General features: G+C 61.5%; 8 protein-coding genes and 2 pseudogenes. 3 read left to right on the plus strand and 7 right to left on the minus strand.

All coding sequences use genetic code 11. From position 1 onward, the window contains the following. Window positions 1-5 precede the first annotated feature (5 nt). Window positions 6-475, plus strand: a pseudogene (locus PD885_RS20680) (ZIP family transporter); the annotation flags it as partial. 7 nt (window positions 476-482) lie between these two features. Here the strand turns inward: PD885_RS20680 and PD885_RS10320 are convergent. The 4 genes and pseudogenes from PD885_RS10320 to PD885_RS10335 all read right to left on the minus strand — a co-directional run bounded on the left by PD885_RS10320 (window position 483) and on the right by PD885_RS10335 (window position 4,419). Next, a protein-coding gene (locus PD885_RS10320; protein ID WP_087946428.1) for an IS5 family transposase occupies window positions 483-1,281 on the minus strand; the annotation gives its coding sequence in 2 pieces (ribosomal slippage) (window positions 483-1,011 and window positions 1,010-1,281; 801 coding nt in all). 145 nt (window positions 1,282-1,426) lie between these two features. After that, window positions 1,427-1,738, minus strand: a complete 312-nt coding sequence (locus tag PD885_RS10325; protein ID WP_231895740.1) for a hypothetical protein — start codon at window positions 1,736-1,738, stop codon at window positions 1,427-1,429. Continuing rightward, window positions 1,728-3,094: pseudogene (locus PD885_RS10330) on the minus strand (IS5 family transposase). The gene PD885_RS10325 and the pseudogene PD885_RS10330 overlap by 11 nt, the downstream one beginning before the upstream one ends. Before the next feature lie 338 nt (window positions 3,095-3,432). Continuing rightward, the gene (locus PD885_RS10335; protein WP_002806231.1) at window positions 3,433-4,419 is read right to left on the minus strand and encodes an RluA family pseudouridine synthase; all 987 of its coding nucleotides are present in this window, start codon (window positions 4,417-4,419) and stop codon (window positions 3,433-3,435) included. Window positions 4,420-4,830: 411 nt separating this feature from the next. Here PD885_RS10335 and PD885_RS10340 point away from each other — a divergent pair, with 411 nt between their 5' ends. Further along, complete coding sequence (locus PD885_RS10340) at window positions 4,831-8,490, plus strand: Rne/Rng family ribonuclease (RefSeq protein ID WP_040762549.1); 3,660 nt, start codon at window positions 4,831-4,833, stop codon at window positions 8,488-8,490. A 715-nt stretch (window positions 8,491-9,205) separates the two neighbouring features. Here PD885_RS10340 and PD885_RS10345 read toward each other — a convergent pair. The 3 genes from PD885_RS10345 to PD885_RS10355 form a co-directional block, all read right to left on the minus strand. Further along, window positions 9,206-9,853, minus strand: coding sequence for a response regulator (locus PD885_RS10345; RefSeq protein WP_088056843.1), 648 nt, complete (start codon window positions 9,851-9,853; stop codon window positions 9,206-9,208). A gap of 211 nt (window positions 9,854-10,064) precedes the next feature. Further along, entirely contained in the window at window positions 10,065-10,826 is a 762-nt protein-coding gene (locus tag PD885_RS10350; RefSeq protein ID WP_002806228.1) for a sulfurtransferase, read from the minus strand. A 188-nt stretch (window positions 10,827-11,014) separates the two neighbouring features. After that, a complete protein-coding gene (locus tag PD885_RS10355) occupies window positions 11,015-11,380 on the minus strand; it encodes a DUF6164 family protein (protein ID WP_002806227.1) in 366 nt (121 codons plus the stop codon). 60 nt (window positions 11,381-11,440) lie between these two features. On the opposite strand from PD885_RS10355, the gene PD885_RS10360 reads away from it, so the two are divergent. Continuing rightward, window positions 11,441-11,872, plus strand: coding sequence for an FKBP-type peptidyl-prolyl cis-trans isomerase (locus PD885_RS10360; protein WP_002806223.1), 432 nt, complete (start codon window positions 11,441-11,443; stop codon window positions 11,870-11,872). The last annotated feature ends 2 nt before the right edge of the window (window positions 11,873-11,874 follow it).

Consider the following 11,874-nt stretch of genomic DNA (forward strand, 5'->3'; position numbering starts at 1 on the left):
GTATCATCGCCACGTTTTCCAGCACCTACAACGACAAGCTCGGTTTCACCTTCGGTACACTGACTTTTCTGGCCGGCATGCTGTTGATCATGGTGATCGACCGCCTGGTCCCCAATCCGCACCAGAGCCTGTCCAGCGATGATCCGCAGTTTCGCGACGATAACCGAGCCTACATCCGCCGGGTCGGCTTGATGACCGCAATCGCGATTACCGCACACAACTTTCCCGAAGGCTTGGCGACCTTTTTCGCTACGCTGGAAAGCCCGGCCGTCAGCATGCCGCTCGCGTTTGCGATAACGAAGTGTTCGGCACGGTATTCGGCCTGATTTCCGGCATCATGGTGTTCTTGGCATTGGACGAATTGTTGCCGGCTGCCAAGCGCTACGCGCAAGGCCACGAGACCGTCTACGGGCTGGTGTCGGGTATGGGGACGTTGGCGATCAGCCTGGTGCTGTTCCGCTTCGCAACGCCTTAGAGCCTGTTCACGATCTTTTGAGTAGAAGCGCCAAGAAGGCCAGATGGATGAACTGCAAGCTGGTGTTGAGTTTGCGCTCGCAGTTCTTCCACAGCCTTCGGTTTTTCTCCAGCCAGGCAAAACTGCGCTCGACGATCCAGCGCTTGGGCATGACCTTGAAGGTGTGCAGTTCGCTGCGCTTGGCAATCTGCACCGTGAGCTGCTCGCCTAGAATCTCTCGCACGCCTTCGGCAAACGGTACTCCGGTGTAACCACTGTCGCACAGCAGGCTTTGTACATGCGTCAAGTTTGACTGACAGCGCTCCAGCGCCCGCAGCGCACCTTTGCGGTCGGTCACCTCCGCCGTCGTCACCGCGATGGCATGGGGCAACCCCTGGGTATCAACAGCGATATGCCGCTTGATGCCCGACACCTTTTTGCCCGCGTCATATCCCTTTTGCCCGGCTGTGTCCGTGTTCTTGACGCTCTGCGCGTCCACGATCAAGAACCTGCTGAAGATGTTGCGCTCCTGTTTCTGGCGGGCCACGCCAACCTGATTTTTTGAGCGCCCGCTCCAGCAGGCTCACTCCTTCATCGTCGCACTCGCTCCACTTGGCAAAGTACGCGTGCACGGTCCGCCACTTCGGAAAGTCGCTGGGTAGCGCTCGCCATTGGCAACCGGTTCGCAGCACGTACAACACTGCGCACCACACCTCATACATATCCACTCGGCGTGGCTTGGTGCGCTTGCGCGCTTGTTCCAGGATCGGGAGGATGTGTTCGAAACGCTCCCGGCTCATGTCGCTCGGATAGGTTTTTTGGCGCATCCGCAGAGTCTGCACCAATCAGGAAAGATCGTGAACAGGTTCTAAGACATTTCGAACGATGAACCGTTGCGATATCCACGCTATCTGACGGTGCGTTCGTGACGATCGGAGGTAGCAACGGTTGATCAGTATCCCGTGGGGCTGATCACTGCGCGCTCAGCGCCACCTTGTAAGCATTGAATGCTCGGGCAAACTCGCCTGCCGCGATAGCGTCAGAAAACTGATGCTCCTCTTGAACGCCTCCCGGGCTGGTGAACAGCAAGCGTCCATACAAGCGTCCATACTGGACGATCGGGATTTGGTTGTTGTCCCGGAAGCGCATGTCGCGCGAGCCGTTCTTATTCACCTTTGCCCATGTCTGCCCCACGACGGCAGCGTCGGGTGGCACGACCTCATCCTCAATGAAGCGAACGACGTGGCATTGAGTCGTCCCTGAAAAATCCCCTTCAAGCGCCAAGTGCCGTCGGTGACAGCGGCACGGCACTCAAGGATGACCATCCCATCGCCCGCATCCAGGCACGCAAAAACGCGATCCAGCGCAGCAGCCAGCGCAGGTTGTAGCCGGCGGCGCAGCCGAGCACGTGCAGCGCATCGCCTTGGGCACCTTTCAGCCTGCAGCGACGCAACCGGCAGTCGTCTTTCAGATGTCCGATCACCGGCTCCACCGCCTGCCGTCGCTTGATCCAGCGCCATTGCCGTCGCGTCAGCGTCTTGGCCTTGCCGCGATGCAGGACCTGCACGCCATCGACCTCGCGCCCGCGATCGCCCAGGTCCACGATCGCCACCGTCGGTTCTACGCTCACATCCTGCAGTAACCCGCGTGTCTGCTCCAGCTGCTCGGCCAAGGTATCGCCGTCGTACGGGTTGCGCGGGAAGCTGCGCGCACCCACGACCAATCCCTTGCAGGCGGTGACCGCAATGCCGACCTTGACGCCGAATTCGTACGCTTGACGCGCCTTGCCCTTGCCGATGCATTCCACTTCCGGGGCATGCAATGCGTACAGTTTTTGTTTGTCCTTCGGACGCTGCGTGTACAGCCGTTGCGCACGTTCCAGCCAGACAGCGATGCGCTCGCGCACGCCGGTGTTTACCTGATCGAGTTTGCGTTGGATGTCGCGCATGAGCCGTCCCAGCACTGTGCGTTGACGTCGCAGGATGCGCCACATCCGCTTGAACTGGCGCGCATGCGCATACCGACCTGCCTTGCGGCTCAGGGCCGGGCCTTGCCGCGCGTAGCTCTGCCGCAATCCGATGCCGTGCCGCTTGGCCAGTAACATCAGCTTCTTGCGTGCCACCTCCAGCAAACGGCTGTCGGTCGGATAGGCGATCGCCTTTTCCTGCACCGTAGTGTCCACGATCACCCGCGACAACTCGCGTGCGTCCACCGCTTGCATCGCATGCGCGGCGTTGATGGTGTGCGCCAGCAGCTCTTCCATCCCGGCCTCACCCAGGCGCTGCCGCCAGCGCGTCAGCGAGCTGGCATCGCACGGCAAACACGTCTGGAACACGACCTCGCCAGTGAAGAACTGCCAGTACGGATTCTCCAGCCAGCGCTCGCACACCGCTTCATCGGACAGGTCGTAGGCGTGTTTGAGGTAGAGCAAACCGGCAATCAGCCGCACCGGCAATGCCGGCCGACCGCCACCGGCCTGGGTGGCCGGCAAGCGCGATGAAAGTGCTTGCTCCAACGCCGCCCACGGCATCTGTTGGCTCAGCCGCGTCAGCGGATGACGCAGATCGATCTGGTTCTCCAGCCGCGAACGAAACAACTCATCGGCGGGTCTGTCTCGGCAGCAGGACGGCGTGTACGCATGGGCGGAAATTGCAAGAAACCAGCCTTCAGCGTAGCGAACACTGGTAGTTCTGGCACGCCGGTGCAGACATCAAGGCCTTGCGGTCGTTGGGTGGTTGGGGGTTTTCAGGGGCGACTAGCGAGCGTCCGCAACAGTTGCCGCCCGCACCGCGCCCGGAGTCGCGCCCGACAATGAGGAACGAGTCTCAGCAGCACACGCAGCGAATGGCTTCCCTCACCCCGCCGCGTGCTGCCCATTGCCGGCCAGCCGATCCACATCCACCGCGGCCGTATGCACCACAGCAAGCGCGCCATCACGACAGCTGAGCGATCGCGCTGGCGCAGCTGCTACGGCTGCGTCAGCGCGCCAGTTGCTCAAATACCTCTGCCAGCTCCGGCGCTAGCGGTGCACTCAACACGTACGGCGTTTTGCCGGCATCCAGCGTGAACTCCAGCGATGCCGCGTGCAGAAACAGCCGCTTCAAACCGAGCTGATCGCGCAGGCGCTTGTTCACTTCTGCCTGGCCGTATTTGTCGTCGCCCGCCACCGGATGACCCAGATGCTGGGCATGCACGCGGATCTGGTGCGTGCGGCCGGTTTCGATGCGGACTTCGCAATACGAATGCCCGCCGCGACGTTCCAGCAACGTGAAGTTGGTCAACGACGGCTTGCCGATCGCATTCACCTGTACATGCCGCTCGCCGCCCTGACGCAGCCCGATATGCAGCGGCGCATCAACGGTCATCACCCCGTCCGGCAAACGGCCGACCAACAAGGTCAGGTAGCGCTTGGTGATGCCGCGGCCTTCGACACGGTCGTCTTCGCGCATCAGCGCCTGCATCTCGGTCAGCGCCGAGCGCTTTTTGGCCACGATCAATAGACCGGAGGTATCGCGGTCGAGCCGGTGTACCAGCTCCAGGCTCTGGTTCGGTCGCAGCGCTCGCAAGGTTTCGATGGCGCCGAAGCTGATCCCGCTACCGCCATGGCTAGCGACCCCGGACGGTTTGTTGAGCGCTAGCAGGCGCGCGTCCTCGAACACGATCGCCGCTTCCAGCCGCGCCAGGAACGACGACGGTGGCGCCGCCTTGTCGCTCTCTTGGTTGACATTCACCGGCGGGATACGCACTTCTTCGCCACCCTCGAGCTTGCGCTCGGCCTTTGCCCGCCCGCCGTTCACCCGCACCTGACCACTGCGGACCAGCTTGTAGATCAGGCTGCGCGGTGCGCCCTTAAGCTGACCAAGCAGGAAATTGTCCAGCCGCTGCCCAGTACGGTCTTCCGGAACTTTGAGAATGCGCACGCCCACACGGTCGGCGGGCGGCTTGGGGGACTGTGGGTCGGTCATCCGGCTCTTTAATTCTGTTACACTCGGCGAGCGAGATAAGGGTCTGATTTCGTTGGAAGTTGATTGGCCAGAAGCCTGCCTTCCGATGATTCCGGCACAGTGCGCGACCACCGTCCCCGGGGCGGCCATGTTAGCGGCTCACCGGCCTACCCAGCCATCGCCTGCGGTCTTTGGCCGTTGTGCTGAACATGTCCCGCGCGCTGCCCCGGTTTGTCCGGACTCGGCTGCCGGCCCTGAAACACCTAGAAAACTTAAGATAAGCGCTCCCGCGGCCTGCCGTGGTGTTGCAGCGCTGGAAACCCTGGTCAGGCCTGTCCGCGCGTTGCGCGAAGGGCCGACAAGCTGTTCCAGAGGCGAAACGTCACGGCGTTCCGCGCGGTAGAGCGCGTGAGGAACGCAACAATGAAGCGAATGCTGATCAACGCAACGCAGGCCGAAGAGCTGCGCGTGGCGATTGTGGACGGCCAGACCCTGTACGACATCGACATCGAACAGCCGTCCAAGGAACAAAAGAAGTCCAACATCTATAAGGGCCGTATCACCCGGCTCGAGCCCTCTCTCGAGGCGGCGTTCGTGGACTATGGCGCTGAGCGTCATGGCTTCCTGCCGTTGAAGGAGATCTCCCGCGATTATTTCCAGGCTGGCGTCGACCACACCAAGTCGACCATCCGCGAGCTGTTGCGCGAAGGCCAGGAAATCGTGGTGCAGGTCGATAAGGAAGAACGGGGCAGCAAGGGCGCTGCCCTGACCACGTTCATCTCGCTGGCCGGCCGCTACATGGTCCTGATGCCCAATTCACCGAGCGCCGGTGGCGTTTCGCGCCGGATTGAAGGCGAAGACCGCGCGGCGCTGAAGGAAGCGCTCGACAAGCTCGACATTCCGGACGACATGGGCGTGATCATTCGCACTGCCGGTGTCGGTCGTGACGCCGAAGAACTGCAGTGGGATCTGGATTATCTGCTGCAGACCTGGAAGGCGATTGCCGAGGCTGCGCTGAGCAAGCCGGCCGCATTCCTGATTTACCAGGAATCGCGCCTGATCATCCGCGCCCTGCGCGACTACTTGCGCGCCGACGTCGGCGAGATCCTGGTCGATACGCCAGAGCTGTATGCCGACGCCCAAGAGTTCATAAAGCAAGTGATGCCGCAGAGCTTGCGCAAGCTCAAGCATTACACCGATGACATTCCGCTGTTCAATCGCTTTCAAATCGAGTCACAGATCGAAGGCGCCTACGAACGCAATGTCCGCCTGCCTTCGGGTGGCTCGATCGTGGTCGACCAGACCGAGGCGCTGACCGCCGTCGACGTGAACTCATCGCGAGCCACTAAGGGCAGCGATATCGAAGAAACCGCCTTCCAGACCAACTTGGAAGCAGCCGAAGAAGTCGCGCGTCAGCTGCGCTTGCGCGATCTTGGCGGCTTGGTGGTGATCGACTTCATCGACATGGCGTCGACCAAGCACCAGCGCGAAGTCGAAAACAAACTGCAGAACGCGCTCAAGTACGATCGCGCACGCGTGCAGCTGGGCCGTATTTCGCGCTTCGGCCTGATGGAAATGAGTCGCCAGCGCCTGCGCCCAAGTCTGGGTGAATCCAGCCAGATCGTGTGCCCGCGTTGCGAAGGCCATGGCCGCATGCGCAGCGTCGAATCGCTGTCGCTGTCGATCATCCGCGTGGCCGAAGAGCACGCCATGAAGGAAAATACCGGGCAAGTACTGGTCCAGGCACCGGTGGAGATCGCCAACTACCTACTCAACGAAAAGCGCAGCGCGCTGCGTGAGATCGAAAATCGGCATGCCTCGCCGATTATCATCGTCGCCGACGAGCAACTGCACACCCCGCACTACGAAGTCACGCGCTTGCGTGAAAACGAGCTGGGCGAGGACAGCGGCAAGCCGAGCTACCAGCGCGGCACCCCGCGCAAGTTGCCGGTGCACGCGCTGACCAACGCGCAGTTGAATATTCCGGTTGCCCCGGCGGTGACTTCGATCAAGCCGAGCCAGCCGGCTCCGGTGCGTGAGGAGGCCCCTGCCTCGGTCGCTGCAGCACCTGCGCCGGCTGCGGTCGTCGCATTGCCACTGCCTGCGCCGGTGACCGGCGTGGTCAGTTGGTTGAAGCGCATCTTCGGTGGTGTCGAGCCGGTCGCTCCCGCGCCTGAACCGCCCCAGCGCCCGCGCCAGAACGATGCCGGCCGTGGCAACCGTAACGAGCGAGGCGGTCAGCGCCGCGATGGTCGCGATGCACGGAATGGCGGCAATAGCGGCAATAGCGGCAATCAGCAGCGTGGCAATGGCGGTAACGGCGGCAATGGCAACGGTGCCAACAAGGAGCGTCGTGACGAGCGTCGCCAGCCGAGCAACAGCCAGAGTGCGCAAAATGGCGCCCAGGTACAGCAGCAGGCGCAGGTCGCCAAGCCACCGCGCAATGAGGCGCAGGCACCAAAGCAGCAGCAACAGCAGCAAACTCAGAAGCAGAAGCAGGCGTCGCGTTCGCTGCGTGCACCTGCACAGCACGATGGCGCGTCGTCCGAGAAGCAGCAGCGTCCTGCGCGCCAGGACGAAGGCACTACAGCGGCACAGACGCTGACCTCGACTGCTGCAACGGCAACACAATCTAGCGTGGTTGGGGCAATAGCCGAGACTGTGGCTCCGGTGACGACGCAAGTTCCAGCGGAAGCGACCCAGGCGCATCCGGCTGATGTGATCGTGAGCGAATCGCCTGCCGACCGCAGCATCGACGCGACTGCGGATGGTCAGACCACGGATGCCCCGGGCGATGATTCGACCAATGGCGAAGGTGGAAGCCGTCGTCGTCGCGGTCGTCGCGGCGGACGTCGTCGTCGTCGCGGTGCTGGCACAAATGGTGAAGGCGGTACCGGCGTCGATGGTCTGGAAACGGACGATCTGGACGGCGATGCCGAAGGCGATCTCGACGGCGACAACGAGCACGACGGTGACGCCGCCACGCAGACACAGAAGCCTGCCGCACCGCGGGCCGGCCAGCCGGAGTTCGACTTCGACGACGAGGCGCCTGCCCCGTGTGCCAAGCCCGAGCCCAGCGCTTCGTCAGCGGTGAAGCCGCGTCCGGTTCCGAAGGAACGTTTGGAGACGCAAACCGATGCCGATACGTACTCGACCACCGCACCGGTCTCCAACGCCACGCCGTCTTTCGAACAGCAGGCCGCGGCTCCCGGTGCCGCAGCAGCTGATAGGGCACGTAGCGATGCGACAGTACTAGCTGCAGCATCTGCTGCATCGACGCCTGTTACTTCCCCCGTGTCGGATACAACTCCGGCTCCGGTTGCAGCTCCGGCTCCGATCGCTCATCAGGCGCCGGTTGCCACTTCGACTCCGGCGGCCGTGTTGAGTCCAGCACCTTCGACTCCAGTGACAGCACGTGATGCGGCAGCGACGTTGGCTCCTGCAGCCGTGCCTACAGCTCCCATTCCTGCCACCAAGCCGGTCGAGCATACTGGCACTGGTACAGCTGCAACCGCGGCGGAACCGGCTGAAGTCAGTCAAGAACGCGCTGTACATGCCACTGCTTCGACCTCTGCAGCGCAAGCCGAGCCGGTAAAAGCCGACACGGCGCCGATTGCCGTTGACGTGCAGAGGCCTGTAGCAACGCCGTCGAATGTCCCGGCTGCGCAGGCCACCGTGGTGACCGTCAATGCTTCGCATGCAGAGCCCACCAGCGCTGCGAGCCCCGCCGCGGATATCGCAGTGACGTCCACAACAACCGAGCCGCAGCGGACCCAGGCTGCGGATACCGCACCGATTGCTCCGGTGAAGCCATACGCCCCTGTGCAAACGAAGTTGCTCGATGTGCTGGCTACCGAAACCGCAGCAGCCCCGCCCTCGGCACCTGCCGAGACACTGGCGCCTTTCAAGGCTTCCGAGCAGTCAGCAACGGTGGCATCTGTCACGCCCGCAAGCGTCCAGGAACAGGCAGCCGACAAGCCGACGTCCACAGTCGTCGTCTCCGAAGTAGTCAAACCGGCGGACCCGGCAAGTCCTGCGGTCGACACTAAAAAGCAAGAAGAAGACGTCAATAAGCCGCGTCACGATCACTGATCGTGAAAGCCTAGCCTGCGAATAGTCCGGGCTAGGCCAGTGTCAAACAAAGCAGCCTTCGGGCCGCTTTGTTTTCGCCTACGGTGTGCTTGAGCAAGAGTGGTTGCGATATGGTGAAGAATAGCGGGACGTAGCTATTGGGTACGTCAAACAAACGAGGAAAACGCGCTACGCCTTACGTTCCGGCCATCTTTGCTGTGATGCCGCTGAGCTCTGCAGGATCAGCCCGATCTTGAAGGCTTTTTCTAACCAGTGTTCTTTAGACAAACGCAGCTGCCACTCGAACCGGATGCTTTTGATGGCGCACGCTTGCGCGCAAAGCCTCTGATCAATACTTTGCAGTCGAGAATTGATCCGCATCAATCGACAAGCACTTCTCGTAGACATCCGGTACCGCGCAGGAGGCATCGCGCGAAGACGTCATCGTGATGAACATGTGCCTGGCCGGACGCGCTTCCGCTTTTAGATCTCGCTCTTAACGAGGCGCAATTGCAACATGTGAGACTTGAAAAGCCGTGCATCTGCCAGTGCCGTTTTGGCGCATTCCGAGCTTTGAAGTACTCGACTTTTAATCGCCATCGAATCTCTGCACTGATCGCACAGACGGAAAATGAGGCACTTGCTCGCCTGCATGGAAACCCAGGCAGGGTTAGCCGACCAGCTCAAACCCCAATAGCGTGCTGCACACAGAAATCGGACAAGCCCGAATCGCGCATTACAGCGTTCGAGCAGGATCTGTAAGCCCATACTGATTGGCCAGGCGCGCCAACGCGATGTTGTCCTGGATGCCGACCTTCTCGAACAGACGCGCCTTGTGCGTGTTGATTGTCTTAGCGCTGAGATTCAAGCGCTTGGCGATGTCTTCCTGTCGTAGACCCTGGGTCAGCAGCAAGGCGACTTCCAGCTCGCGCGGGGACAACGCATCGAATGGCGAACCGCCGCCTTCAAGACTGGAAAGTGCCATGTTCTGTGCGATCGTATTGCCCAGATAGCGGCGACCCAGTGCGACCTCGCGCACCGCACGCAACATCTCGTGCGCATTGCCGCCCTTGCCTACATAGCCAGATGCGCCAGCTTCTAGCAGACGCTTCGGCAATGGGCCATCTTCTAGCACCGACACGATGATGACGCGCGTTCCGTAATCGCCCTTGACGATGCGCTCTGTGATTTCCAGGCCGCTAACACCGGGCAGATGCAGATCGCATAGCACGATCCCGGGCTTGATCTGACGAATCTGCGGTAATGCCGCTTCGCCGCTCTCTGCTTCCCCTACCACATCGATGTCTACTTCCTTGGACAGGATCATCTTCATGCCTGTACGCACGAGTGCATGATCGTCAATCAGAAAAACTCTGATGGTCATCCTTGTTGTCCTCGCTATGCGGCTGGCTGGTGCAGCCTATCTCCGTGAATAATTCAGGGCAAGCTCGATGCGACGTATTACATTTAAGTTAGAGCGAAAAACGCCTTGTTACATGGCACTTCACGACGCGCGCTCGGTGCAATATCGCGACGTGTTCCGATGATGCAGGCACCGCAGTATCTGATGTATCAGGCAATCCAGTCGCACTCGGTCAGATTTTTCCTGTCTCGACGGCACGCTCGGCGCCCATCAAAGGGCGCAGGTCGGGATCCAGCGCGACGCGTTGGTCGAAGACGAAGCACCGGCCATCGTAGCCTTCGCCACCGACTTCTTCGAAGTAGCCAAGAATCCCGCCTTCGAGTTGCAGCACGTTGTCCATGCCATCGGCTTGCATCCACAGTGCAGCCTTCTCGCAACGGATACCACCAGTGCAGAAGCTCACCACCGTGGCATCGGCCAACGCGGCGCGATGCGGTTCGAGCGCGCCTGGCAATTCGGTGAACTTGTCGATCGGCAGCGTCAATGCGCCCAGGAAGGTGCCGTGGGCCACTTCCTGTGCATTGCGGGTGTCCAGCAATACCAGCGGGCGACCACGGTCGTCTTGCCCGTTGCGCATCCACTCGCGTAGCACGGCGGGCGTCACCGCCAGCGCACGGCCTTGCAAGGGCGATGCATCGTCGCGACGGAAACTGATGATCTCCGGCTTGACCTTGACCTTGAGCCGTGCGAACGGCCGCTGCACGCTGAGGCTGAACTTGATGCGCATCTGCGCGAAGCGCGGATCGGCCTGCAACCAGGCGTAAAACGCGTCGATCTGCTCGGCCTCACCAGCCAGAAACAGATTGATGCCCTCCTCGGCCACCAGCACCGAGCCCTTGAGCGCTTGCTGCTCAGCGTGAGCCAGCACGCTGTCGGCAAGTTGCTGCGGGTCCAGGATGGTGACGAATTGATAGGCGGCGGTATTGGTAATCATCCGGCTATTTTAGCTGCTGGCAGAACGTAGCAAGCATGGTCAGACTAGGTTCGGCGCGCAGCCCCCCAGGCGCGAGTGAATGCATGTCAATTTCGAGCAACGGCCGCATCCGCTTGGCAACCGCGCACGCTTGGCAACCGCGCAGTGAAGGCGTGGCACCTTTTAACCCCGATACGGCCACGGGTAGGTCAGCCGCGCAGCAGCAAAAACGGCAGCAATACCAACGACGCGACAACCAACATGCAGATCAGCGTGGCGATCACAAACATCGGTCGCTTGCGCAGCAGCGCGCTGAAGGTTTCCGCAGTGCCCGCAGCGAGCGCGCCCTGACGCTGCGCGCGTGCGATGGCGCCGCGCTGGGCCTGATAGGCATCCATTACGGCCTTGGCGCGCGGGTAGTCGACATCCTCGCTAAGCCAGATACCTCCAGCAGAAATGCCCCAGTTGCTTGGTCGTGTTTCGTAGATCTGCACGAGGTGCTCGCGCATCAACGCCCGCACCTCGTCGGCTTCGTCATCGGGAACATTGCGCAGATTGAGCAGTAGCTTGGCCATGCGCACGATGATACCAGGAGCCAGGTGCGATAATGGCGCATCATCTTAAGAGACCATCTCATGCGCCTTCTATTGACGCTCTATGCCGCCTTGTTGCTCGCAAGTTGCGCGCCTGCCCTGCCGCCGTCTGGTGGCACCATCGCCAGCTTCCAGCGGATCGACCGCACCGTCGGCACAGGCGCAGAAGCCACAACGGGCTCGATGGTCACCGTGCACTACAGCGGCTGGCTGTACGACGAAAAAGCAGCCAACAAGCACGGCAAGAAGTTCGATAGCTCATTGGATCGTGCCGAACCATTCCAGTTCGTGCTGGGCGGCCATCAGGTCATCCGCGGTTGGGACGATGGCGTCGCCGGCATGCGCGTGGGCGGCAAGCGCACCTTGATGATTCCACCGGACTACGGCTATGGCGACAACGGCGCAGGCGGCGTGATTCCGCCGGGCGCCTCGTTGGTGTTCGATGTGGAATTGCTCGGCGTGCAGCCGCGCTGAGT

The organism is Xanthomonas fragariae (genome assembly GCF_900183975.1).
GTDB classification, from domain to species: Bacteria; Pseudomonadota; Gammaproteobacteria; order Xanthomonadales; family Xanthomonadaceae; genus Xanthomonas; species Xanthomonas fragariae.

What these genes read in the sequence shown, in the direction of transcription:
- PD885_RS10335 (WP_002806231.1), bottom strand. Translation starts at nt 4,419, where the DNA reads ATGACCGACCCACAGTCCCCCAAGCCGCCCGCCGACCGTGTGGGCGTG.
- PD885_RS10340 (WP_040762549.1), top strand. Translation starts at nt 4,831, where the DNA reads ATGCTGATCAACGCAACGCAGGCCGAAGAGCTGCGCGTGGCGATTGTG.
- PD885_RS10345 (WP_088056843.1), bottom strand. Translation starts at nt 9,853, where the DNA reads ATGACCATCAGAGTTTTTCTGATTGACGATCATGCACTCGTGCGTACA.
- PD885_RS10350 (WP_002806228.1), bottom strand. Translation starts at nt 10,826, where the DNA reads ATGATTACCAATACCGCCGCCTATCAATTCGTCACCATCCTGGACCCG.
- PD885_RS10355 (WP_002806227.1), bottom strand. Translation starts at nt 11,380, where the DNA reads ATGGCCAAGCTACTGCTCAATCTGCGCAATGTTCCCGATGACGAAGCC.
- PD885_RS10360 (WP_002806223.1), top strand. Translation starts at nt 11,441, where the DNA reads ATGCGCCTTCTATTGACGCTCTATGCCGCCTTGTTGCTCGCAAGTTGC.